Origin of the sequence: Aeromonas sp. sif2433, from assembly GCF_019218705.1 — a bacterium.
Classification (GTDB): domain Bacteria; phylum Pseudomonadota; class Gammaproteobacteria; order Enterobacterales; family Aeromonadaceae; genus Aeromonas; species Aeromonas encheleia.
Genome location: NZ_JAHUXD010000004.1, coordinates 92,719 through 115,687, shown reverse-complemented (window position 1 = coordinate 115,687; position 22,969 = coordinate 92,719). Strand labels below are relative to the sequence as shown.

Annotated in this window: 20 protein-coding genes and 1 pseudogene; 17 read left to right on the top strand and 4 right to left on the bottom strand. The window is 61.0% G+C overall.

The genetic code is table 11. The features are described from left to right. Positions 1–31: 31 nt before the first annotated feature. Positions 32–511 carry a putative 4-hydroxy-4-methyl-2-oxoglutarate aldolase gene (locus KW825_RS07845; protein WP_218328857.1) on the top strand — a complete coding sequence of 160 codons (480 nt, stop codon included), beginning with the start codon at positions 32–34 and terminating at the stop codon, positions 509–511. A 4-nt stretch (positions 512–515) separates the two neighbouring features. On the opposite strand, the gene KW825_RS07840 is transcribed toward KW825_RS07845, so the two are convergent. Next, the gene (locus tag KW825_RS07840; protein WP_218328856.1) at positions 516–992 is read right to left on the bottom strand and encodes a hypothetical protein; all 477 of its coding nucleotides are present in this window, start codon (positions 990–992) and stop codon (positions 516–518) included. Positions 993–1,161: 169 nt separating this feature from the next. Between KW825_RS07840 and KW825_RS07835 the strand changes: the two genes are divergently transcribed. Then, positions 1,162–1,560, top strand: coding sequence for an META domain-containing protein (locus KW825_RS07835; RefSeq protein ID WP_218328855.1), 399 nt, complete (start codon positions 1,162–1,164; stop codon positions 1,558–1,560). Between the two features lie 103 nt (positions 1,561–1,663). On the opposite strand, the gene aceK is transcribed toward KW825_RS07835, so the two are convergent. Next, positions 1,664–3,391: a bifunctional isocitrate dehydrogenase kinase/phosphatase gene (aceK, locus tag KW825_RS07830; protein ID WP_218328854.1), complete on the bottom strand. Its 1,728-nt coding sequence runs from the start codon at positions 3,389–3,391 to the stop codon at positions 1,664–1,666. A 264-nt stretch (positions 3,392–3,655) separates the two neighbouring features. Here aceK and KW825_RS07825 point away from each other — a divergent pair, with 264 nt between their 5' ends. From KW825_RS07825 to KW825_RS07800, 6 genes and pseudogenes are all read left to right on the top strand, one after another. Next, entirely contained in the window at positions 3,656–4,348 is a 693-nt protein-coding gene (locus KW825_RS07825) for a tRNA/rRNA methyltransferase (RefSeq protein WP_218328853.1), read from the top strand. Between the two features lie 260 nt (positions 4,349–4,608). Continuing rightward, positions 4,609–7,068, top strand: coding sequence for a bifunctional aspartate kinase/homoserine dehydrogenase I (gene thrA, locus KW825_RS07820; RefSeq protein WP_218328852.1), 2,460 nt, complete (start codon positions 4,609–4,611; stop codon positions 7,066–7,068). Between the two features lie 2 nt (positions 7,069–7,070). Continuing rightward, positions 7,071–8,072, top strand: coding sequence for a homoserine kinase (gene thrB / locus KW825_RS07815; protein ID WP_042653905.1), 1,002 nt, complete (start codon positions 7,071–7,073; stop codon positions 8,070–8,072). Next, positions 8,069–9,343, top strand: a complete 1,275-nt coding sequence (gene thrC / locus KW825_RS07810) for a threonine synthase (protein ID WP_218328851.1) — start codon at positions 8,069–8,071, stop codon at positions 9,341–9,343. Before thrB ends, thrC begins: the two co-directional genes overlap by 4 nt. A gap of 116 nt (positions 9,344–9,459) precedes the next feature. After that, positions 9,460–9,861, top strand: a complete 402-nt coding sequence (locus tag KW825_RS07805) for an SgcJ/EcaC family oxidoreductase (protein WP_218328850.1) — start codon at positions 9,460–9,462, stop codon at positions 9,859–9,861. Between the two features lie 10 nt (positions 9,862–9,871). Beyond that, a pseudogene (locus tag KW825_RS07800) lies at positions 9,872–10,063 on the top strand (ABC transporter ATP-binding protein); the annotation flags it as partial. A 171-nt stretch (positions 10,064–10,234) separates the two neighbouring features. Here KW825_RS07800 and KW825_RS07795 read toward each other — a convergent pair. Next, the gene (locus tag KW825_RS07795) at positions 10,235–12,298 is read right to left on the bottom strand and encodes a hypothetical protein (protein ID WP_218328848.1); all 2,064 of its coding nucleotides are present in this window, start codon (positions 12,296–12,298) and stop codon (positions 10,235–10,237) included. A gap of 394 nt (positions 12,299–12,692) precedes the next feature. Between KW825_RS07795 and KW825_RS07790 the strand changes: the two genes are divergently transcribed. The 9 genes from KW825_RS07790 to KW825_RS07750 all read left to right on the top strand — a co-directional run bounded on the left by KW825_RS07790 (position 12,693) and on the right by KW825_RS07750 (position 21,684). Then, a complete protein-coding gene (locus tag KW825_RS07790; protein WP_218328847.1) occupies positions 12,693–13,073 on the top strand; it encodes a hypothetical protein in 381 nt (126 codons plus the stop codon). A 319-nt stretch (positions 13,074–13,392) separates the two neighbouring features. Further along, the gene (locus KW825_RS07785; RefSeq protein ID WP_084228363.1) at positions 13,393–13,656 is read left to right on the top strand and encodes a DUF2282 domain-containing protein; all 264 of its coding nucleotides are present in this window, start codon (positions 13,393–13,395) and stop codon (positions 13,654–13,656) included. Positions 13,657–13,720: 64 nt separating this feature from the next. Further along, the gene (locus KW825_RS07780) at positions 13,721–14,563 is read left to right on the top strand and encodes a DUF692 domain-containing protein (protein WP_218328846.1); all 843 of its coding nucleotides are present in this window, start codon (positions 13,721–13,723) and stop codon (positions 14,561–14,563) included. Then, positions 14,556–15,308 (top strand): putative DNA-binding domain-containing protein, encoded by a 753-nt coding sequence (locus KW825_RS07775; protein ID WP_218328845.1) that lies wholly within the window; start codon positions 14,556–14,558, stop codon positions 15,306–15,308. Before KW825_RS07780 ends, KW825_RS07775 begins: the two co-directional genes overlap by 8 nt. Then, positions 15,305–15,760, top strand: coding sequence for a DoxX family protein (locus tag KW825_RS07770; protein WP_218328844.1), 456 nt, complete (start codon positions 15,305–15,307; stop codon positions 15,758–15,760). The genes KW825_RS07775 and KW825_RS07770 overlap by 4 nt, the downstream gene beginning before the upstream one ends. Before the next feature lie 89 nt (positions 15,761–15,849). Further along, the gene (locus tag KW825_RS07765; RefSeq protein ID WP_218328843.1) at positions 15,850–16,314 is read left to right on the top strand and encodes a GNAT family N-acetyltransferase; all 465 of its coding nucleotides are present in this window, start codon (positions 15,850–15,852) and stop codon (positions 16,312–16,314) included. Positions 16,315–16,502: 188 nt separating this feature from the next. Then, a complete protein-coding gene (locus KW825_RS20670; RefSeq protein ID WP_218328842.1) occupies positions 16,503–17,798 on the top strand; it encodes a PAS domain-containing methyl-accepting chemotaxis protein in 1,296 nt (431 codons plus the stop codon). 173 nt (positions 17,799–17,971) lie between these two features. Further along, positions 17,972–18,529, top strand: a complete 558-nt coding sequence (locus KW825_RS07755; RefSeq protein ID WP_218328841.1) for a DUF3332 domain-containing protein — start codon at positions 17,972–17,974, stop codon at positions 18,527–18,529. A 296-nt stretch (positions 18,530–18,825) separates the two neighbouring features. Further along, positions 18,826–21,684: a diguanylate cyclase gene (locus KW825_RS07750; RefSeq protein ID WP_218328840.1), complete on the top strand. Its 2,859-nt coding sequence runs from the start codon at positions 18,826–18,828 to the stop codon at positions 21,682–21,684. Between the two features lie 89 nt (positions 21,685–21,773). On the opposite strand, the gene KW825_RS07745 is transcribed toward KW825_RS07750, so the two are convergent. Further along, positions 21,774–22,847, bottom strand: a complete 1,074-nt coding sequence (locus KW825_RS07745) for an FUSC family protein (RefSeq protein WP_218328839.1) — start codon at positions 22,845–22,847, stop codon at positions 21,774–21,776. Positions 22,848–22,969 lie beyond the last annotated feature (122 nt).

The following is a 22,969-nucleotide window of genomic DNA, read 5'->3' as shown; positions in this document are numbered from 1 at the left end:
AGCGGACTCACTCCATGGAAGGACGCTGACGATGCTGGACTTACTACCCGACCTTTGCGATCAACACGGCGATGCCGTGCAGGTGGCCGAGCCGCTGTTCCACGACTATGGCGGCAAGCCGCTGTTTCATGGCCAGGCGGTCACCCTCTCCTGTTTCGAGGATAACAGCCTGGTGCGGGAACTGGTGGCGCAGCCCGGCCGGGGCAAGGTGATGGTGATCGATGGGGGCGGCTCCCTGCGCCGGGCACTGCTCGGGGATCAGCTGGCCATCAAGGCGGTGGAGCAGGGTTGGGAGGGGATCCTGATCTATGGCGCGGTGCGGGATGTGGGCACCCTGGCGACGCTGGCGCTGGGCGTCAAGGCGTTGGCGGCCTGTCCGGTCAAGACCGAGAAGCTGGGGCAGGGTGAGCTGGATGCCGTGCTCTCTTTTGCCGGGGTGACCATAGCGCCGGGTGACTATGTCTACGCCGATCTCAACGGCGTGCTGATCAGTGGTGCCCGGCTCATCTGAAGGTTCAGAAGTTGAAGCCAACCCCCAGGGTGAGAAATTGCTCCGTGCTGAAGGCGCTGACGCCGTAGTTGGCGGTGATGGCCAGTTGTGGTGTCAGCAGCAGGCTGCTGTTGAGCTCCACCAGGGTGCTGGGGTTGCTCACCTCCAACTGCTTGAGCTGGCTGCCGATGTTCAGCGAGGGGGAGAGCTGGTAGCGCACCCCTGAGCTGATATTGAAGCCGGCCTGATCGCTGCGGGTGCCGACGGCGGGCCCGGCTTCCATGTAGAGGGTGACATCATCCTGCACCGGGTATTGGTAGCCGGTGTTGATGAGCCAGAGGTCGAAATTGTCGCCGTGATGAGTCTGATTGCCGAGCAGCACGCCGGAATAACTCTTCACGTAGAGCTGGCTGTCCGATTCGGTCTGGAGAAAACTCCAGTCGGCCGCCTGGGCCGAAAATGCGAGGCCTGATGCGAGTGCGATGATGAGAGACTTGACCATTCTTTTCCCCTCCCTGGGTCCGGAACAGGACCCTAAGCATGGCACATGCCAGCAGGTAGTAAAGGCAACCCGCATCACAATAAAAGAGTTTTAATCCGCTTCCGACTCATGATACACAGGCCCCCATCACTCTGCGTCTTCACTATTTTCTCCATCAAGAGGTGAACTCATGAACAAGAAACTGACCCTGCTGGCCGCGCTGGCTTTGGGAGGCTGCGCCATGACTGCGAGTTCCAATCTGGCTCAACTGCAAGCATCGACCTGGCAACTGCAGGGGGCGAGCGGTGACACCTTCACCCTGCAGGTCGCGGGTGACAAGGTGGCAGGCAAGGGCGGCTGCAACCGCTACTTTGGCGGCATCACCCAGCAGGGCGACGGCGTTCTGACGCTGGGGGCCATGGGCGCGACCCGCATGATGTGTGCCGGGGATCTGGCGGGCAAGGAGGCGAACTACCTGCAGGCGCTGGAGAAGGTCGCGACCTATCGGATCTCCGGTCAGCAACTGGTGTTGAGCGATGCCAACAAGACGGCCCTGCTCACCTTCGATGCCCTGCCGGCCACTAAGTAAGAGAGAGTCTCGTCAGAGACTGTCGTAGCCGAGCCGCTGGGCCCGGAGCAAAAAGGGACGTCGCGGCGTCCCTTTTTGCTGGGTATCTGAGCTATGGGGCGTCTCATCCCCCCCGCTGAAACCGGAAGCGTTTCTTGCGCCGGTAGGGATAGACATCCTCGAACACCCCCTCCTTGATGTTGCCCTGCAGCATCTTCCAGTAGCTGGCATCGAACAGCTCCTTGTGCACCTGCATCATGATCGTTCGCACCTGGGGCTTTTGCAGCAGGAAGGTGGCGAATTCCTCGGGGAAGATGTCGTTGGGGGCGACCGAGTACCAGGGCTCGGCGCTCCACTCGTCCTCGGGATAGCGCGGCGGCGGGATCTGGCGGAAGTTGCACTCCGTCATATAGCAGATCTCGTCGTAGTCGTAGAACACCACCCGACCGTGGCGGGTCACGCCGAAGTTCTTGAACAGCATGTCGCCGGGGAAGATGTTGGCCGCCGCCAGCTGCTTGATGGCGTTGCCGTACTCCTCCAGCGCAAGCCGGGTCTGCTGCTCGTCCGCCCTGTCCAGATAGAGGTTGAGCGGGATCATCTTGCGCTCTGTGTAGAGGTGCTTGATGACCAGCTTGTCGGCGGTGAGGGTGAGCGCAGAGGGGGCTACCGTCTTGAGCTCGGCCAAGAGCTCGGGGGAGATCCGCTCGAGGGGAAACTCGAAGTTGGTGAACTCCTGGGTATCGGCCATGCGGCCCACCCGATCGTGCTGTTTCACCAGCCGGTACTTCGCCTTCACCTGCTCGTGGCTCACATCTTTGGGAGGGGTGAACTCGTCTTTGATCACCTTGAACACCACATCGTAGGAGGGGAGGGTGAACACGCTCATCACCATCCCCTTGATGCCGGGGGCGATGACGAACTGCTCCCGGCTCTGGGCCAGGTGCTGCTGATAGTGGCGGTAGAGCTCGGTCTTGCCGTGTTTCTGGCAGCCAATGGCGTTGTAGATCTCGTAATCGGGCTTGCGGGGCATGATCTGGCGCAGGAACAGCACGAACAGCGCCGGCACCGGGGCATAGACCATGAAGTAGGCGCGGGCGAAGCCGAACACGATGGAGGCGAGCTCCGGCTCGAAGATGACGGTATCCACATAGATGCTCTGGCCGGTGCTGAGCAGCGGCAGGATGAAGGGGTGTACCTCGCCCTTTACCCGGATAAGCCCCACCAGATAGGCGCCCTTGTTACGGTAGAACACCTCCTTGAGCAGCTCGATGGCGAACGGCTCATCGTGCAGAATGCCCGGGCCGTTCTCGGCCAGATGACGGTGGATGTCGACGATGTCCCGCTGCTTGTCCTCAAAGGGCAGGGTGAAGCTGTAATCCCCCAGCAGTCGGCTCAGGGTCTGCGGCAGATGGGCGAGGTCGGTGCGATAGACTCGCAGCAGTGCGCTCAGATCGGGGTGATCCCCCCGGCTGCGAAACGGGTGTATGTAGAGGTTCTCGTCGCGGATGTTGCGATGGCGGAAGATGCGGCGGTAGACGGAGTTGAAGAAAGACTCCGCCACCTCGAAGTTGTCACAGCGGGGCAGCAGATCGCTGAAGGCCCCCTTCACCTGCTTGAGCAGCGCCTGGCTCGGCAGCTGCTCCCCCATCATCTGCTTGATCAGGGCCGTGGTGGCACCGACATGATGGTCATAGAGACGGATACGCTCGCGTCCGGCGAGCTGCACCCCCAGCCAGTCGCCGTGCTCGAAGCGGCTCTTGCTGCCCTGGGTGATCTCGAGAAACCGGCTGTAAAACGACTCGAAGCGCTGCAAGATCGTCTCGGCGACGGCCTGTTCCAATGGCTGCTGCATCTCTCTCTTCCTTGTGATGAGCCGGCCCGATAGCACGGCGGTGGTGGCCTGTCTGTCGGCTCGTTCCCGATCCGCACACCGCCGGTCCATCGCGGTAACTTCGTGGATCATTGACGGCAATTTGGCCACCTATTGGGTCACTATGGCAACATTCAAACGTCTGTTCAAGTGGCAATTTTCGGGGATAAACGGTAGATTGCGCCCCTGTTTTGCCGATGCTTTACCCTTGATGAGAGAGGTCGGCCCTGCCCAAGAGGAAACCCAATGAAACTCTATTTTGTCCTGGTGGCACCAGCCCGGGCGGCCAACGTCGGGGCGGCCGCCCGCGCCATGAAAACCATGGGCTTCGATGCCATGCGCCTGGTGGCCAGCCGGGTACACGAAGAGGAAGAGGCGAGTTGGGTCGCCCACGGGGCGCAGGAGATCCTGGCCGAGGCTGAGGCCTTTGATAGCTTGCCTGAAGCCCTTGCCGACATGGATCTGGTGATTGCCACCACGGCTCGCCAGCGAGGTCGCTACCAGCACTACCTGACGCCGGGGGAGATCCGCGACCAGATCCGCGCCAAGCCGTCGGTGAACAAGGTCGCCATCGTGTTTGGCTGCGAGGAGTCAGGCCTCTCCAACGAGCAGCTCGCTCAGGTCGACCTCATCAGCTACCTGCCGCTCAAGGTGAGCTATCCCTCCTTGAATCTGGGCCAGGCGATCATGCTGTATGCCTACGAGATGAGTCCCTTGCTGGACGAACCCCAGGCCGTAGCAGAAAGTTTTGATAGCGCCGGGCAGGTTCGGGTACTCAAATCAAAAACAGCAGAAATTCTCGATGAACTCGGGGTTTCGCAGGATGAAAAACTGCATCAATGGGTGATGGACCGAGTGCCCATGCTGCCGCAGCGGGATTTGAATATGCTGCATCTGCTCTGCAAAGACCTCGCCCGCCGACTCGGCAAAGAGGTTTAAGTTGACAGCCCGGCGCCCGGCGCGGTATTGCTAAAAGCCAGCTTCGTTCAAGAGTGTTCGTCATGCAGTCATTCATCAACGTCATCACCACCACCATTATTACCGGTACCACCACAGGTGGCACTGGGGCCGGTTGATGCGCTGACGAACAAGCACAGAAATCAGAAAAGGCCCGTACCCACCCAGTACGGGCCTTTTTGTTGGACAGTTTTCAGGCCGATTTGCCGGTCACTTTGCAGGGAATACAGGGAGAGAATGCGATGAGAGTATTGAAGTTTGGCGGGTCGTCACTGGCCGACGCAGAGCGTTTCTTACGGGTAGCCGATATCGCGGTCAATACCCACGGTCAGTCCCAGGTTGCCCTGGTGTTGTCGGCACCGGCCAAGGTGACCAATCACCTGGTGGCCCTGGTGGAGCAGACCAGTCGCGGCATGGATGCCAGCAGTACCCTGTTTGAGATCAACGGCATCTTCTCCCGCCTGCTGGCCGGGCTGAAGGCGGCCTATCCGGCGTTGGACGACAAGGCGCTGCAGGCTCGTCTCACCGCCGAGCTGGATCAGGTCGAGCGGCTGATGCAGGGCATCCGCCTGCTGGGGCTCTGCCCGGACAACGTGCAGGCCCGCATCCTGAGCCGGGGCGAGAACCTCTCCATCGCCTTCATGCACGAGCTGCTGCGGGTGCGTGGGGTCGAGCTAGGCTCGATCGTGCCGGAGCAGTTGCTGGTCACCGACGGCGGCTACCTCGAGGCTCACGTGGACATCGAAGCCTCCCGCCTGCGCTTCGCCGCCCATGGGCTTCGCTCAGACTGCCTCTACCTGATGCCGGGCTTCACCGGCGGCAGCGACAAGGGTGAGACCGTGCTGCTGGGTCGTAACGGCTCCGACTACTCCGCCGCCGTGCTGGCCGCCTGTGTCGATGCCGAGTGCTGCGAGATCTGGACCGACGTGGAGGGCTGCTACAACTGCGATCCCCGCCTGGTGCCGGATGCCTATCTGCTCAAAACCCTCTCCTACAAGGAGGCGATGGAGCTCTCCTATTTCGGCGCCAAGGTGCTGCACCCGAAAACCATCGCCCCCGTGGCCCAGTTCCACATTCCCTGCCTCATCAAGAACAGCTTCAACCCTCAGGGGCCTGGTACCCTGATCGGGGTCGATCAGGGGGATGATGACCTGAAAGTGAAGGCCATCTCGGATCTCTCCGGCATGTGCATGTTCAACGTCTCCGGCCCCGGCATGAAGGGCATGGTGGGCATGGCCGGTCGCATCTTCTCCGCCGTCTCCCGCGCCGGGGTCAGCATAGTGCTGATCACCCAGTCATCCTCCGAGTACAGCGTCAGCTTCTGTATCCACAGCTACGACAGCGACAAGACCCGCAAGGTGCTGGAGCGCGAGTTCGAGCTGGAGTTCAAGAACCAGCTGCTGGATCCGCTCGAGATCATGACCGATCTCGCCATCATCTCCCTGATCGGGGATGGTATGCGCACCAGCAAGGGGATGGCGGCCCGTTTCTTCACCTCCCTGGCCCAGGCCTCTATCAATATCGTCGCCATCGCCCAGGGGTCGAGCGAGCGCTCCATCTCGGCGGTGGTGCGGGATCGCAAGGTGGCGGAAGCCATCAAGGCGTGTCATCAGAACTTCTTCGGCAGCCAGCAGTTCATCGACCTGTTCGTGGTCGGTGTGGGCGGCGTCGGCGCGGCCCTGGTGGATCAGATTGCGCGCCAGCAGCCGGTGCTCGCCGAGCAGGGCACTGGCCTGCGGGTGGTCGGCATCGCCAACAGCCGCCAGATGGCGGTCAACAAGGATGGGCTGAGCCTCGCCAACTGGCGTGAGCAGCTGGTGGAAGCCCGTGACAGCTTCAGCCTGGAAGCGGTGAAGAAGCTGGTGGAAGAGAGCCACCTCATCAACCCGGTGATCGTCGATTGCACCTCGAGCGAGGCCGTCGCCGTCCAGTACGCCGACTTCCTGGCCGCCGGTTTCCACGTGGTGACCCCGAACAAGAAGGCCAATACAGGGTCGCTCGATTACTACAAGGCGCTGCGTCGCACCGCCCGCCAGACTCGCCGCAAGTTCCTGTACGAGACCAACGTCGGTGCCGGCCTGCCGGTCATCGAGAACCTGCAGAACCTGATCAAGGCCGGTGACAAACTGCGCGCCTTCGACGGCGTCCTGTCCGGCTCCCTCTCCTTCATCTTCGGCAAGCTCGACGAGGGCATGGCCTTCTCCGAGGCCACCGGCATCGCCCGTGGCAACGGCTTCACCGAGCCGGATCCCCGCGACGATTTGAACGGCATGGACGTGGCGCGCAAGCTGCTGATCCTGGCCCGTGAGTCCGGCATGGCGCTGGAATTGTCTGATGTGGAGGTGGAGCAGGCGCTGCCACCTGGCTTCGATGTGAGCGGTGACGTGGCGGCCTTCATGGCCCGCCTGCCCGAGGCCGACGGCTGGTTCCGCGATCAGTTCGCCCTGGCCCAGAGCGAGGGCAAGGTGCTGCGCTACGTCGGCTCCATCGAGGGGGGCAAGTGCAAGGTCGCCATCAAGGCGGTCGGTGCCGATGAGCCGCTGTTCAAGGTCAAGGACGGGGAGAACGCGCTCGCCTTCTTCTCCACCTATTACCAGCCGATCCCGCTGGTGCTGCGCGGCTATGGCGCGGGCACCGAAGTGACTGCCGCCGGCGTCTTTGCCGACGTGCTGCGCACCCAGAACTGGAAGCAGGAGCTATAAGCATGAGTTCAGACATGAACCCCTATTTGGAAAAGAAAGGCAGTGTGGTTGCCTATGCTCCCGCCTCCAGTGCCAACCTGAGCGTGGGATTCGATGTGTTGGGGGCGGCGCTCGCCCCCGTGGATGGCTCCCTGCTGGGGGATCGGGTGCAGGTCAAGGCGGCGTCAGCAACCGCCGAGCCCTTCGCGCTCTCCTCCGTGGGCCGCTACGCCCACAAGCTGCCGGATGATCCCAAGAAGAACATCCTCTACGACTGCTGGCTCGCCTATGGCGAGGCGCTGGCCAAGATAGGCCGCGAGATGCTGCCGCTGGAGATGGTACTGGAGAAGAACCTGCCGGTGGGCTCGGGCCTCGGCTCCAGCGCCTGCAGCGTGGTGGCGGCGCTGGAGGGGCTCAACGCCTTCCACGGCGATCTGCTGGACGAGCACGCCATGCTGCTGCTGATGGGGGAGATGGAAGGACGCATCTCCGGCTCGGTCCACTACGACAACGTGGCGCCTTGCTATCTCGGTGGCCTGCAGCTGGTGGTGGAGGAGGGGGGGGTCATCAGCCAGGGTATTCCGGTGTTCGAGCAGTGGTACTGGGTGGTCTGCTACCCCGGCACAGTAGTGTCGACCGCCGCCGCCCGCGCCATCTTGCCGGCCCAGTATCGCCGCCAGGATTGCCTCACCTATGGCCGCCGGCTGGCCGCCTTCGTGCACGCCAGCTACACCCAGCAGGAGCCGCTGGCGGCGAGCGTGCTCAAAGACGTGATCGCCGAACCCTATCGCGCGGCGCTGATCGAAGGCTTCAACGAGGTGCGGGCCCAGGCCGCCCAGAACGGGGCGCTTGCCACCGGCATCTCGGGCTCGGGTCCCAGCGTGTTCGTGGTGATGAAGGATCTGGCCCAGGCCGAGCGCATGAAGGATTGGATGGATGCACATTTCGTGCAGAACGAAGATGGATTTGCCCGGGTCTGCAAACTGGACATGGCCGGGGCACGGGTAACAGGAAGCGAGCTATGAATCTTTACAATATCAAGGACAAGAGTGAACAGGTCAGCTTTGCCCAGGCGGTGCGCCAGGGGCTGGGTCGCCAACAGGGACTCTTCTTCCCCGAAACCATTGCACCCCTGACTGACGTGGATGCCCTACTGGCCCTGCCGCTCGCCGAGCGCTCCGCCCGCATCATCAGCCACCTGCTGGGGGACGAGGTGCCCGCCGCCAAGGTCAGCGAGCTGATCGACGCCGCTTTCACCTTCCCGGCGCCGCTGGTGAAGCTCAAAGACGGCACCTACGCCCTCGAGCTGTTCCACGGCCCGACCCTGGCATTCAAGGACTTCGGTGGCCGCTTCATGGCCCAGTGCCTGGCCAGCTTCAGAACTAACGACAAGATCACCATCCTCACCGCCACCTCGGGCGACACCGGCGCCGCCGTGGCCCACGCCTTCTACGGGCTGGAGGGGATCGAGGTGGTGATCCTCTATCCCAAGGGCAAGATCAGCCCGCTGCAGGAGGCACTGTTCTGCACCTTGGGGGGCAATATCCGTACCATCGCCATCGACGGCGACTTCGATGCCTGTCAGGCGTTGGTGAAGGATGCCTTCGATGATGCAGAGTTGAAACAGGCCATCGGCCTCAACTCAGCCAACTCCATCAACATCAGCCGCTTGCTGGCACAGGTCTGCTACTACTTCGAGGCCCTGGCCCAGTTGCCCAAAGCCGATCGCGCCAAGGCGGTCATCAGCGTGCCGTCCGGCAACTTCGGCAACCTGACCGCAGGCCTCATCGCCAAGGCGCTGGGGCTGCCGGTGAAGCGTTTTATCGCCGCCACCAACGCCAACGACACCGTGCCGCGCTACCTGAAAACCGGCAGCTGGGAGCCGCACCAGACGGTGGCGACCCTGTCCAATGCCATGGACGTGAGCCGCCCCAACAACTGGCCGCGGGTGGAAGAGCTGTGCCGCCGGGAAGGCTGGGCGCTGGAGACCCTGGGCTCGGGCATGCGTGACGATGCCCAGACTCGCGCTGCGTTGCAGCGCCTGCACCAGCTCGATTACCTGTGCGAGCCCCACGGCGCCATCGCCTGGGATCTGCTGAACGAGCAGCTCGCCGAGGACGAGGTGGGCCTGTTCCTCTGCACCGCCCACCCCGCCAAGTTCAAGGAGTCGGTGGACGAGATCCTGGGGCTGGATGTGCCATTGCCAGCCCCGCTGGCCAAGCACGCCGCCCTGCCGCTGCTCTCCCACAACTTGCCCGCAGACTTTGGCCGCCTCAAAGCCTTCCTGCTCGGTTAAGTACCCATGAAAAATGAAAATCCCCCGCCTTTTTGCAAAGAGCGGGGGATTTTTTTATCCGGCATAGGGCGGGGAATCCAGCCCTGGATGATTCCCCTGAAACAAAGGAGCACGGTATGAGTCAGCATCCCCTTCGCATATTGATCGAGACCTGTGACGCCGCCATCTCCCGGCGCGACTTCGACGCCCTGATGGCCTTCTATGCCGAGGACGCCGCCCTGGTTATCAAACCCGGCATGGTGGCGCACGGCATTCCCGCCATCCGCCGCGCCTTCACCGCCATCTCCGATTACTTTGACGGCCAGCTTGAGGTGACCCAGGGGGCTATGGAGGTGTTAGAGGGGGCCGACAACGCCCTGGTGATCATGGAGACCCGACTGCGTTATCCCGACGGGCATGGTAGCTGGATCGACGAGAACCGGCGTGCCACCTATGTATTTCGCAAGGAGGCCGATGGGCAGTGGCGCTGCACCATAGATAACTCCTATGGGACTTCATTGCTGGATGTAATCCTATAAGTTGCAGATCCTGCTGATGGTGATGGCCCCACAGACCGGGTTGTGGTTGCTTTATGAGCTGGATAGCCATCTGGATCAGGCTTCCCGCCAGTTGCTCACACAGGTGCTAGTCGACTACCTGGGCACCTTGCTGCTGGTTTTCCACGATCCCGAGTTTGTCGCCGGAGTGGGGATTGGGCGGGAGTTTTGGTTGGATGGATAGGGATAAAACATGAGCCAGCCGAGTAATGGCTGGTTCAGAAAGGTGGGTGTCCTGGACTTCTAGATTTCCTTCCCTACAAATTTATTTATGCCCCAGATTTCATTCCCTTTGAGTAAACAAGACACCGGTTTTAGGCCGGTGTCAGATTATATTTAGAACTGTACAAATAAATTATTTTAATGCAGATTTAATATACTCTATAGTTTCCTGAGAATATCGTTTTAAATTGACATCTATATATGACGCCCCAGTTATTTCACCTAGTGCATTAGCATCGAGATAATACATGTGCTTCTCCAACTTTATTATCCTGTCTTCTTGTAACTTGGATAATAAAGCCTTTCCTTGGTGGCCTTTTAGCATCCGAGAGTGCTCTATCTTATCTTTATATCTAGCAAGTCTGCCTTTACTGTGAGACCTGAAAGCCATGATTATGCGGCGAAACACACGAGTCAAACCATCTATTGAGTCATCTTCTGATATAGCACTGGAAAGACTATAAGGTGTCCAAGGAAATATGTGAGAATTAGGCCAATTCACCATGAAATTAACTCGCCCTCTTATTGTTGGCTGGCTTGTTATTTCTGTAGTAGAGGCATCAGTAGCTTCCAGAACTATTGAGGAGTGTTGTACGCTGCTCTCTCCTTTTATAATTATGTTTTTACAGTGCAAGTCTAGATAATTGCAGTTCACTGAAGTGGGAGATATTATCTCCAGCGTATCCCCATCTCCTAGAGTGACATATAAATCCTCTGCATCAATCATGACATTGGATACTCGACGGCCTAAGCTTAATACCCCAGATAGGTCAGTATGGAACTTTTCAATATATGGATTTTCGCAGTCACTTGTAACTTTAGATATTTCGACATCAAGAGTATCATCTTCACTTTCATCAATATTTAGGCCTATCACCTCTCCCATTCTAGACTTTGCGAGTACAGATTCATAAAGAAGTCCAACATGAGATACAGGAACAACACTATCTTTTTGGTGTTGATAAAAATCGAATAAAAATGGGTTTGGAGCATGGTGCATGTGATTAGAATATGACTCACCACAGCTAACCAGCTTTTGTTCTTTGCTTTTCAAGGCCGCAACAACAATATGTGCTGCAAAGACAGCATTCGATGGATTAGTTCCACTGCCATCTAAAAATGGGTGTTGTGGCAGTAAGCTATTTACAGCCTCCATGTAAGAAGTTGAGTTCTGAGGAGGGATGTTATCAGGTGCTGTGGGGGATGGTAGTTTGAATAAACGGCATGCTAACCTATGTAATTGCTCTGAAGGGGAGTACAAATTCTCGGGTAAGTTTTCTATGCTTAGCTTTAGCTGATCTTCAAGTTTCTTAGACTCCCGATGTAGAATTTCATCACTGAGCCTAATCAATACATCGCTATTCAGGATTCCTCTAAGCTCTTCACCCAAGCGAGATGGGTTTGACTCTAGTGCTATAACTTTTGTAATTGCATCTAAGACAGGAGCGTAACCAACGAAATGATCAAGGGCATTGCTAGATATACTATTCAAACCATCAATAACAATATCTATTGCATCGGAGTAAACCTGCTGGTGTTGATCTAATAGTTTACCCAAATGAGGATACTCAAGTTCACCATCATGGCGCATCAATGTCGTAAGCTTGCTTAATCTTCTTTCTATAAATATTTTTGCTTGTGTAATATCGAATAATTCGATATTAAATATTGGTGGTTCGAAACCATGTAGCTCTGATATGGTTGCCCATGTCTCTTCAATGATCCCCACTCTTCCAAGTAATACAATAGGATATTGACCCATGCTTGATACTTGATAAACATCTTTCAGAAAATCTTCGAAAGCCGGTTGCGTTACTCGTAGTCTAGCTTCATCTAGAGCATCAATAACAAGTGCTGTTTTGCCGGCGCGCCATAAATCCAATGTATTTGTGTAAACTAGACCACCTGTAATGCAACTGCCCCCTACTGTGGCTGCTGTAGCTAGGTCTAGATATATGGCGCCAGTTTTAGCGCATAACTCTTTTGCAAGTGTTGATTTACCAACTGCGCCAGGTGCTGCAATTAACCAGATTGGTTTGGAAATATCATCGTAGCCCTCGCGCAAGCTAAGGTTAGCTTCTACATAAGATTCATCGTGATTATTATCTGAATGCCAACCACTGTAATTTGAGATGGTGATTTTCTTTTGGATATTCGAAAAGGTTGACTGCCAAAAATCATCTACTGAATATTGCATGTTATCCCTTATTTTTTACCTAGGTGTCAAAAGTAAAAGCTCTGAAATTAAGGTGCTTCAATCACTCCCTCTATGCGCTCCATCAACAACCAGCGGGCGGGGCCCGGATGGTGCTGTAGGCGCCGAATGACCAGCATATCCTCAAGCCTCATATGCAAACCAGTCAGAAAGTGACGCAACTATCAGGAAGATCTGCGTTTTTTGCGCCAGCTCAACAATCGCAGGGGCTGAACGGGGAGGAAAGGGCGGGATGTGGGATGGCGTATTCGGCGAGCCGGTGCGCTTTTTGTTGTCACGGGGCGGGGGGACTATAGTGCAGCGAGGCGAGAGTGCCTCGTTTGGCCCGCGTGAGTGGGGGCTAACCACAATGGATAGAACGAAGGGAGTTGGTCATATGAAGCGGATCCTGATGGTGTTGAGTCTGTGTGTGACGGTAATGGGCATGGGAATGGGGGTGGCCCAGAGCGCTACCTCTGGGGCGCAGCAGGAGTGCGAGGCGCAGGCTGCGGCCAAAAAGCTGGCCGGGGCAGCCAAGACCAGCTTTGTGGGCAAGTGCGTCAAGGATGCCCCGGTCAACGCCAAGGCGAGCCAGTGCGAGCAGGCGGCCGCCGACAAGAAGCTGGCCGGTGCCGCCAAGAACAGCTTTATCCAGAAATGCGTGAAGACGGATGCGGCGACCGACAAGACGGCTCAGTGCGAGAAGGCGGCGGCCGACAAGAAGCTGGCGGGGGCGGCCAAGAACAGCTTCGTCCAGAAGTGCGTCAAGACGGCTTGAGTACCCGCATCTGCCGGTCAGTCATGAGATCTAAAGGGGGCCCGCTGGCCCTTTTTTTGGCCTGTGATGCGGGGAGGGCGGCGCGAGATAGCGGGCCTGGGATCATCGCGCTCTGGCCTCTGCGCGGGCGGCCGCCTTGGCTGCGCTCGGTACCCTGTCATCCGATCTGGTTTTAAAACAAAGCGTTAGCGTTATTGCATCTGTTAGTAACGCGTTAATGCAATTTGTTGGGAATAATTTCCCCCGTCTGCCGGTTTTATTGCAGGTAGCCGGATGCCAGACACCGGAGACGCCATTCCCAACGATAAGGATGACTGACATGAACGTGAAAAAGAGCACTGCCATCGCCTCTGCCATGACGGGTCTGCTGGCCCTCGGTGCCCAGTTTATCGCCGCCCCGGCCATGGCGGCCGACGACAAGGAGAAGTGCTACGGCGTGGCCAAGGCGGGGAACAACGACTGCGCCACCAAGAGCAACTCCTGCGCCGGCACCGCCAAGATGGATGCCCAGGGGGATGCGTTCCTGGTGATGCCAAAGGGCCTGTGCGAGAAGCTGACGGGCGGGTCGCTGCAACCCAAGTAAGCGCCATGCCATGATGTGGCGCCCCTGCCACATCATGGTTCCCACTATGACAGCGAGCCCCGCCATGAACCCATTGATCGGTATAGGTTTACGCACCCCCCATCAGGACGAGATCCGCCAGACCCTGCCCGGGGTCGGCTGGCTGGAGGTGCACAGCGAGAACTACTTCGAGCGCCACAGCCGGGGTTTCGAGGTGCTGACCGAGCTGGCCGGGCATTACCCCATCAGCCTGCACGGGGTCGGCATGTCGCTCGGTTCGGCCGATCCGCTCGATCCCCTTCATCTGCGCCAGCTGGCGGCCCTGATCGCGGCCATCAAGCCGGTGCGGGTCTCGGAGCATCTGAGCTGGGGCAGCATAGGCGGGCGTTACTTCAACGACTTGCTGCCGGTGTCCTATACCCGGGCCGCGCTCGGCCATCTGAGCGACAAGATAGAGCGGGTGCAGCAGAGCCTGGGTTGCCAGCTGCTGATCGAGAACCCCTCGTCCTATCTGCAACTGCCCGGCGAGATGAGCGAGTGGGCCTTCCTGGCCGAGCTGCAGCGCCGCAGTGGCTGCGCCATCCTGCTGGATCTCAACAACCTCTATGTCAGCAGCGTCAATCACGGCTTCGATTGCGCCGACTATCTGGCCGCCATCAACCTGGACACCGTCGGCGAGATCCACCTCGCCGGCTTTACCGATCAGCGCCTGCCCGAGGGCCACCTCTATATCGACACCCACAGCGCCCCGGTGGCGCCGCCGGTGTGGGCGCTCTATCGGCAGGTCTGCCGGCAGCGCGCCATCCCCACCCTGATCGAGTGGGATCTGGATATTCCCCCCTTGCCGGTGCTGCTGGAGGAGGCCGAGCGCGCCCACCAGATCCTGAGCGCGGCGCAAGGGACAGGGCAGGAGGCCGCCCATGTCTGAGCTCGCGCAGTTGCAGCAAGCCTTTGCCCGCGGCCTGCTCGGCGAGGATGACGCCATACTGGCGCAGATCCACTCCAGCTTCCTGCCGGCCGAGTCCGTGCTGCGGGTCTATCGCAACCACTTCATCCTGAGCCTGACCGAGGTGCTGGCCGGCAGCTATCCCGCGGTCAAGGCCATGGTGGGGGAGGCATTCTTCGCCGCCGCGGCGCGCGGCTTCGTGCTGGCCGAGCCGCTGCGGGAGGGGAGCGTCATGCACTATGGCGATGGCTTCGGTGACTGGCTCGCCCACTTGCCGACCACGGTCACGCTGCCCTGGCTCGGGGAGCTTGCCCGCTTCGAATGGGCGCTGGACAGGGCCGCCCTGCTGGCGCCCGAGCCGAGGCGCTGGCCCGCCGAGCGACTCGCCGCAGTCCCTCCCGAGCGCTGGGAGCAGCTGGTGCTGCTGCCCGCCAGCGACCTCCTGCTGTTCGAGAGTTCCTACCCCGTGCTGGGGCTGTGGCAGATGGCCCTGCATCAGGGGGCCACCGTGACCGAGCTGGATGCGCCTTGCCACTTGGTGCTGAAGAAGCAGCGGGATCACAGGGTGATGCCGCTCCCCCTGGATCTGGCTGCCTGGAGTCTGCTGCTGGGCTGCCGGCAGGGTGAACCCCTGGCCAGGCTGCTGGCGCAGACGCCCTCTGCGGCCGAGCACCTGACCCCACTCATTACCCTCGATCTGCTGGTCGATCTGGAGCTAATGCCATGACGGAACACCAGCTCTCCAAGCCGCTCTGCCTCTGGGCCGGGCGCATCCAACCCTGGCTCAGCGGCGGCGTGCTGCTGCTGGCGAGGCTGTGGGTGGCCTCGGTCTTCCTGCGCTCGGGCTGGCTCAAGCTGAACGCCTGGGACTCCACCCTCTATCTGTTTGAATCCGAATATCGGGTGCCCCTGCTGCCCTGGCAGTGGGCGGCCTATGTGGGGACGGCGACCGAGCTGCTGCTGCCGCTGTTCCTGCTGGCCGGCCTGTTCACCCGCCCCGTCGCCGCCCTGCTGTTCGCGTTCAACATCATGGCGGTCATCTCCTACCCCACCCTGTGGGCGGGGGGCTTCCACGATCACCAGCTGTGGGGCTGGATGTTGCTGACCCTGGCGGTGTGGGGCGCAGGCCCGCTGGCGCTGGATCACTGGCGCCTTGCCAGGGGGGCGGGCGCCCATTAACGTGAGAGTCAAATGAAGGGGCCTGCTGGCCCCTATTGTCATGGTGACAGGGGGCGAGCCGCCCCGGTCGTGCAACCCGAGGAAGAGACATGATAATTCGCGAGGCCAAGGCCGCCGATATCCCCGCCCTGGTGCGGCTGCGCATGGCGCTGTTCTGCGAGCTGGGGGAGCTCGATGATCCGCTGGCGGATGGGGCGCTGTGGCAGGCGACCGAGGCCTATTTTAGCGCGGCAGAGAGGGATGGCAGCGCCCGCTCCTGGCTGGTGGAGGTCGATGGCGAGGCGGTGGCATGCGGCACCCTGGCACTCTTCGTGCGGCCGCCCTATCCGGGCAACCTGGCGGGGCGCGAGGCCTATCTGCTCAACATGTACACACAATCGGCCTGGCGCAAGCGGGGCATGGCGAGCGCCCTGCTCGATGTCATGGCGGCCTATGCCCGGGAACAGCGGCTGGGCAAGCTGTGGCTGCACGCCAGCGAGGAGGGACGCCCGCTGTACGAGCGGCTCGGCTTCGTGGCGAACCCGGCCTGCCTGGAGTGGTGCCCGGTCCCCTGATCGATCCCGGGTGATCCAGGAGCGATTCTTCTACGTACTGGCGGTCTTGGCGGCGACGCCGCTTTTCTCTACACTGCGCGCCCCGCGCCCCCTCGAGTCATCAGACCACTCATATCGGCGCCCGCGCGGCCGATACCGTCCGGCAGTGGGCGGGCGTGTTGGCCCGGTTCGTCAGTTCAAGGAGTACCATGTTCAATCACAAACTTAAGGCGCAACTGCTGGCGTGCCAGAGCCGGCTCGGCGAGCAGCAGGGCTTCGTCGAGGCCATTCAGCAGGGCATAGCGACCATCATCTTCACCCCGGAGGGGGCGATCCTGGAGGCCAACGAGGCGTTCTTGAGCCTGATGGGGTACGGGGCGGCCGAGCTGCAGGGGCAGCATCACGCTCTGTTCTGCCGTCCGGAGGCGTCCCGCTCGGCGGATTATCAGCAGTTCTGGAGCCGGCTTCGGCAGGGGCAGGCCCAGTCCGGCCTCTTCGAGCGCATCGATCACAAGGGCGAGACGCGCTGGCTGGAGGCGAGCTATTTCCCGGTGAAGCAGCAGGGCAGGGTGACCCGGGTGATCAAGCTGGCCACCGACATGACGGCCCGGCAGCAGCACCTGCAACGCCAGGAGGCACTGGCCCAGGCGCTGGACAGATCCCAGGCGATGATAGAGTTCACCCCGAGCGGCGACATCATCACCGCCAATGCGAACTTCCTCGCTTGCATGGGGTACGGCCTCGGCCAGTTGCAGGGCAAGCATCACCGGCTCTTCTGCGACGACGCCTTCTTGCGTGAGCAGCCGCACTTCTGGGAAGAGCTGGCCCGCGGCCAGTTCAAGTCCGGCCTCTTCAGGCGCTATGACAGCCGGGGCGAGGTCATCTGGCTGGAGGCCACCTACAACCCGATCCGGGACGAGGGCGGCAAGGTGGTCAGGGTGGTCAAGTTCGCCAGCGACATCACCACGCGTATCCACCAGAGCCATGCCACCCGGGAAGCGGCCCGGCTCGCCCACAGCACGGCGCAGGAGACCCTGCACAGCGCCGAGCAGGGAGCCGAGTTGCTGCGCGCCGTGGTCGATACCTCCTCCCTTATCGCCGGCCAGGTGGATCAGGCCATCGCCCTCATCGGCCAGCTCAACGAGCAGTCCAGGCATATCGAGGCCATCGTCTCGACCATCAGCGCCATCGCCGGTCAGACCAACCTGCTGGCGCTCAACGCGGCCATCGAGGCGGCGCGGGCGGGGGCGCAGGGGCGGGGCTTCGCGGTGGTGGCCGACGAGGTGCGCCAGCTGGCGGCCCGCACCTCGCTGTCGACCGGTGAGATTGCCAAGGTGGTGCAGAAGAATCGCGAGCTGACCGCCAGGGTGACCGGCGACATGGCCGGGGTGGCCGACAGCGCCGAACTCGGCAAGCAGCAGATCGCCGGCGTCGATCGGCTGATGAGCGAGATCCGGCAGGAGGCGACCCGGGTCTCGGAGACGGTTTCCAGTCTATCCATCTGAGCCCGGCGGTTCGCCCCGCCGGCCCTTGCGACGGTATCTGGCGAGAGTGCCAAAAGTGTGAGCGGTCGAGCGGCGAAACTGAATCCTGGCTGTACCGCCCCTGCCTTGTGAATTGTCCCGCCCTGCCGGCTTGTTTAGGCTGCCGACTCCTTTTTTTGAGCGGGTAGAGAACGATGGCAGTACGACAGAAAGGCAGGGCAGCGGCCCTGTTGCTGGGGATGGTGGCGAGCATGGGGCTCAGCGGTTGCATGGGACAGATGGGGCTCTCCGCCATGCTGACCAAGGGCAACCTCAGCGTGGTGGACAACCGCTATGGCCGTGCCGGTGTCTTCGTGCTGCTCTCCCCCGTCTATGGCCTGGCGGCGACGGCGGATCTGTTCGTGTTCAACACCATTGAATTCTGGTCCGGCAAGAACCCCATCACCGGCAAGTCGCCGGCGCTGGTGGATCAGAAGGCCGATGCGGTGATCAAGGTCAACCAGCATCTGGATCCGGCCCTCAACAAGGTGCCGCTGGCCATGCTGCCGCAAGGGGTGCGTGAGGTGAAGGTCAGCTATCCGGGCGAGCGCACGGCCCAGATGGAGATCCACTACATCGACGGTCGCAGCAGCATGATGCGCGGCGAGATGCGCGGCGAACTGCTGGACCTCTATCTCGACGACAAGCTGGTCTCGACCCTGACCCAGCGGCAGCTGGCGGAGATGACCCCAGAGGAGCGCCCCCTCGTCTGAGTGCCGGCGACCGGCAGGATGGACGGCACCTCAGGAGCCGTCAGTCAGCAGAAAAAGCCCCGCCTCGGCGGGGCTTTTTCATGGCCACGGCCAGGGCTGGTTGCGGGGCGGCGCCGCGACTCCTGCGGGCGCAAATGGTGCTCTGTATGGCATTTATGTCATTAATTATTAAAAGGTTTGGCCTGAAATCGAGGTGAGGGGTTAATCTTGGTTGATTTACCCCGCTCCTGCGTCCCGGCTGGCGGTAAACAGACATGGACGGCCGGGGTCTGATCCTGATGTTACGGGATGGTGATATGAGAGTTTCTGCTATGCGTCTGCGAGCCTTCATGAGCTCGCGCTTCTCCCGTCTGGCGGCCAGACGGGATCTGCTGTTGCTGGTGCTGCTGGTCCAGAGCGCCGTTACGGCGGGCTACCTCTATCTGGATCGCTACTGGATTGAAGCCGGGGTGGTGCAGAATCTGAGAAACGTGTCGGCGATGCATCTGCGTAGCTTTGAACGGCTGCAGGAGATCCTGGATCATCGGCTCGGCTCGATCGGTACTGCTACTCTGACCAGGCCGGCGCCGCAAGACAAGCAACTCCTGTTGCAACAGGAAGTGAAGCACCCCTGGCTGGATACCGTCGCCGTCCTGGATCCCGATGGCGGCATCCTGAGCATCGCATCCAGCATACCGCTGGCATCGATGCTGCCGCCGACCCTGCTGAAGACCGGCTCCTTCCTGCATTCACCCCGTTATCGGGCCTTCCATGAGAGCGGGGCCGACTCTTCCCTCTTCTTTGTGTCCAGTGATCAGGACAGCGAACAGGGGGGCGGGGGCATGGTGATGTTCAGAAAGATACAGTCTGCGGACGGGCAGTTGCTGGGCAGTGCCATCGGCTATCTCAGCCTGCAGAGCCTGTCAGCCTGGCTCAATACCGATGACACGCGCGGCTTCAACCTGGGGGAAAACGTGGTTCTTGCCATGTTTGACCAGCGCACGAGCAAGCTGCTGTATCGCTATGCGAATTCAGGGGCTCCTGCCGATGGGGTGGCGGGGTGGCAGGCCAGCCACAAACCCTCTTTTCAGGAGACCCGGCACGGTTCGGATGTGAAATTCTACCGCTCCACGGTAGACGGCGTGGAGCGGCTTGCGGTGTTGACTCCGCTGCACCTTGGGCAGTGGCAGCAAGTGGTGGCGGTGAGCAAGGCGGCGTACCTGTTCCACTGGTGGAATCAGGTGATCTTCTCAGTGGTGGCGCTGGTCTGTCTCTCCGTCCTGCAGTGGCTGCTGGTGGAATTCTTGCGCCAGAATCACCAGCAGCGCGAGTTGCTGAACCTGGTCCTCAACACCCTGGACGCCCATGTGTATTTCAAGACCAGCGAGCGGCGCTTCGTCTACGTCAACGCCAAGACCGCCGAGATGTTTGGCCTGCCGGCCGAGCAGATCATCGGGCGCCTGGATCACGAAATCCTGACGCCGGAGGTGGCCGACCATTTCTGGCTCCTCGATAGCCAGGTGTTCGCCACGGGCAACAAGCAAAGCGGCAAGGAGGTAGCCACCACGCCGAGCGGGGAGACCCGTTACTACGAGTCGGTCAAGGTGCCGGTGCAACTGCCGGATCAACCCCTGGCGCTGATCGGTGTCTCCACCGACGTGACCGAATTGCATAACCAGACCATCGCCCGTGAAGCCGCCGAGCGGGAACTGGCGGCGCACAATCACTACCTCTATCTGAACAACCAGGTGCTGGAGCAGCTGGGCCATAACGTCCCCTTGTCCGAGGTGTTGGATGCCATGGTGCGCATCATCAATGCCTATCACCCCGGTGTGCTGGGCACCGTATTTCTGGTGGCTGACGATGGCACCGAGCTGGTCAACTGCGCCGCCCCTGACTTGCCTGATGAGTGGCGAAGCCCCACCGGGCGCATGCCTATCGCGGAGGGGAACGGCTCTGCGGTGGCGGCCGTGCTCCGTGGGGAGAGGGTGATTGCACAGGATGTTGCCACCGATCCCAGTTGGGCCGCGGTGCGCGACAAGGCGGTCGAGAGCGGGCTGCGCGCCGCCTGGGCCCAGCCCATCAAAAACGGGGATGGCCGGATCATCGGCGTATTCAACCTCTATCGGCGGGAACCCGCCGTCCCGGATGCCCATGATCTCGCCCTGCTGGCGGACTACGCCAGACTGGCGCAGCTGGCCATAGAGCGTTCGCGTCTGGCAGAGGCGCTGCAGGAGAGTCAGGCCCTGTATCGCCTGATAGCGGAAAACAGCAACGATGTGATCTGGGTGATGCAATATCCCTCCATGCAATACAGCTACACCAGCCCCTCGGTCGAACGGCTGCGTGGCCTGACCCAGGAAGACATTGCCACCCACCCTCTGCGCCACTGGCTGCCGCCACAGGCTGCCCGCGCGTGGAGCGAGGCGGTGGAGGATCACATCAGACGCATTGATAAGGGAGACCTGACGGCCCGCCACATCGAGATCGAACTGGAGGTCTGGCACAAGGACGGGAGCCTGGTCCCGGTCGAGGTCGTGGCCAACATCATGCTGGACGGTGAATCCAGACCGACCCACATCGTCGGCAGTTCCCGGGACATCACCCGGCGCAAGGCCGCCGAAGACGCCATTCGGAAGATGGCGTTCTACGACCAGCTGACCGGTCTGCCGAACCGCCGGATGCTGGAAGACAGGCTCAGCCTGCTGCTCGCGCTGGGGAGGCGGGAGCAACGCAAACTGTCGCTGCTGTTCATCGATCTGGACAGGTTCAAGGCGGTCAATGACCAGCACGGGCATGGGGCCGGAGACTGGTTGTTGAAGCAGGTCGCGTCACGGATGGGGGCCGTGTTGCGTGAATCCGATACGGCCTCGCGCATCGGTGGCGACGAGTTCGTCATCCTCCTGCCCGATGCCAGGAAGATGGAAGATGCCGTGTTTGTCGCGGAAAAGATCCGCAAGGTGCTCGACATGCCCTTTGTCATGGATGACGGTGTTGAGCTGGATATTTCGTCGAGCATAGGCGTGGTGATGTATCCAGACCAGGCAGACAATGAGCGGGATCTGCTGCACTTTGGCGACGAGGCCATGTACCGCGCCAAGCAGGGCGGCAGGAATGCGGTGGCGGTGTTTGGCGCTCAGACGCCATCCGCGGATTCACCGGCAAGGCCGACCTAGAGAGGGCGCAAGGGCCATGCAGGTCGTGAAATGCGTTCTGCCGTCCCTCAGTCAATTGAAAAGAAAAGCCCCGCCTCGGCGGGGCTTTTTCATGGCCGCACCGAGGGCTTGTTGTAGGGCTGCAGCACCAGCCCCAGCAGGCGGTACAGGTGGCTGAGCTGCTCGATGAGCTGCACGTTGAGCCAGAGGTAGCCGCTGACGGTGGCCTCGGCACCGGTGTTGAGCCGCACCTGGGCTTGAACTTGGGCCGCCGCCGCCTGCAAGCGGGCGATGGCCTGCTCGGCCGCGCGGGGATCCCCGCTCTTGAGCATGAGCGCGAGCTGGGTGATCACCTCCTCGGTGGCCTGCTGGCAGGCGCGCAATTGCGGGCTGCTCTGCATCAGGAAGTGGCTCTGGCGATCGGTCCAGTAGGTGTTGGCCAGCATCTCCAGGGTGCAGAAGGTGTTGCGCATTGTGGTCTGGATGGCCTCGAACAGGGTGCTGCTGAGGCGGGTCTCCTTGACGGCGGGAGTCAGCAAGGGGCGCAGGCTGACCATCCTGGAGAGCAGCTGGGAATGGCTGCGGGCCAGCTTGGGGCGCTCCAGGATGTTGGGGGAGAGGTGGGTGTGATAGAGGCGGTGTGCCTGCTGCAAGGTGTCGTGCATCTGCAGCCGCCAGTGGCTGTAGGCGCGCTGGGGATAGATGCTGCAGAACAACAGCGCCAGCACCGAGCCCAGGATCACGTCGCCGCTGCGCCAGAGCGCTGTCTCTATGTCCCCCGGCATGGCGCCCATGGTCACCGCCAGGGTGATGCCGATGAGCAGCCCCACGTAGGGACGCTTGCCGAGCGCCAGGTAGCCGCACAGGAACATGATGCCGCTGCACCAGATCAACATCAGCGGCATGGAGTAGAGCTCCAGATAGAGCGCCACTACCCCGCAGGCCGCACCGAAGATGGTGCCGACCACCCGTTGCAGGGCACGCGACAGCACGTTGCCCCAGAACGAGATGGGGCCCATCACCACCACCAGGGTGATGAGTGGCCAGGTGCTCTCCGGCAGCTTGAGCTCACGGGTCAGCAGGAAGGTGAGGGTGAAGGCCAGGGAGATGCGCAGGCCGTGAACCAGGCGGTAGCGACCATAGATCAGCAGATCGAAGCGGGAGAGCGGGGCGTTCAGGCGCAAGGGAATCGTCTCATGTCAGATTGATGTTCTCGTGTCGCCGCGCCGGCGTCACGGCATCCACCCCGCCAGCGGACGAACCCAGACCCGCTCGCCGGGGGCGATGGCCGGGCGGGAGGGATCGA

What these genes read in the sequence shown, in the direction of transcription:
- KW825_RS07845 (WP_218328857.1), top strand. Translation starts at nt 32, where the DNA reads ATGCTGGACTTACTACCCGACCTTTGCGATCAACACGGCGATGCCGTG.
- KW825_RS07840 (WP_218328856.1), bottom strand. Translation starts at nt 992, where the DNA reads ATGGTCAAGTCTCTCATCATCGCACTCGCATCAGGCCTCGCATTTTCG.
- KW825_RS07835 (WP_218328855.1), top strand. Translation starts at nt 1,162, where the DNA reads ATGAACAAGAAACTGACCCTGCTGGCCGCGCTGGCTTTGGGAGGCTGC.
- aceK (WP_218328854.1), bottom strand. Translation starts at nt 3,391, where the DNA reads ATGCAGCAGCCATTGGAACAGGCCGTCGCCGAGACGATCTTGCAGCGC.
- KW825_RS07825 (WP_218328853.1), top strand. Translation starts at nt 3,656, where the DNA reads ATGAAACTCTATTTTGTCCTGGTGGCACCAGCCCGGGCGGCCAACGTC.
- thrA (WP_218328852.1), top strand. Translation starts at nt 4,609, where the DNA reads ATGAGAGTATTGAAGTTTGGCGGGTCGTCACTGGCCGACGCAGAGCGT.
- thrB (WP_042653905.1), top strand. Translation starts at nt 7,071, where the DNA reads ATGAGTTCAGACATGAACCCCTATTTGGAAAAGAAAGGCAGTGTGGTT.
- thrC (WP_218328851.1), top strand. Translation starts at nt 8,069, where the DNA reads ATGAATCTTTACAATATCAAGGACAAGAGTGAACAGGTCAGCTTTGCC.
- KW825_RS07805 (WP_218328850.1), top strand. Translation starts at nt 9,460, where the DNA reads ATGAGTCAGCATCCCCTTCGCATATTGATCGAGACCTGTGACGCCGCC.
- KW825_RS07795 (WP_218328848.1), bottom strand. Translation starts at nt 12,298, where the DNA reads ATGCAATATTCAGTAGATGATTTTTGGCAGTCAACCTTTTCGAATATC.
- KW825_RS07790 (WP_218328847.1), top strand. Translation starts at nt 12,693, where the DNA reads ATGAAGCGGATCCTGATGGTGTTGAGTCTGTGTGTGACGGTAATGGGC.
- KW825_RS07785 (WP_084228363.1), top strand. Translation starts at nt 13,393, where the DNA reads ATGAACGTGAAAAAGAGCACTGCCATCGCCTCTGCCATGACGGGTCTG.
- KW825_RS07780 (WP_218328846.1), top strand. Translation starts at nt 13,721, where the DNA reads ATGAACCCATTGATCGGTATAGGTTTACGCACCCCCCATCAGGACGAG.
- KW825_RS07775 (WP_218328845.1), top strand. Translation starts at nt 14,556, where the DNA reads ATGTCTGAGCTCGCGCAGTTGCAGCAAGCCTTTGCCCGCGGCCTGCTC.
- KW825_RS07770 (WP_218328844.1), top strand. Translation starts at nt 15,305, where the DNA reads ATGACGGAACACCAGCTCTCCAAGCCGCTCTGCCTCTGGGCCGGGCGC.
- KW825_RS07765 (WP_218328843.1), top strand. Translation starts at nt 15,850, where the DNA reads ATGATAATTCGCGAGGCCAAGGCCGCCGATATCCCCGCCCTGGTGCGG.
- KW825_RS20670 (WP_218328842.1), top strand. Translation starts at nt 16,503, where the DNA reads ATGTTCAATCACAAACTTAAGGCGCAACTGCTGGCGTGCCAGAGCCGG.
- KW825_RS07755 (WP_218328841.1), top strand. Translation starts at nt 17,972, where the DNA reads ATGGCAGTACGACAGAAAGGCAGGGCAGCGGCCCTGTTGCTGGGGATG.
- KW825_RS07750 (WP_218328840.1), top strand. Translation starts at nt 18,826, where the DNA reads ATGAGAGTTTCTGCTATGCGTCTGCGAGCCTTCATGAGCTCGCGCTTC.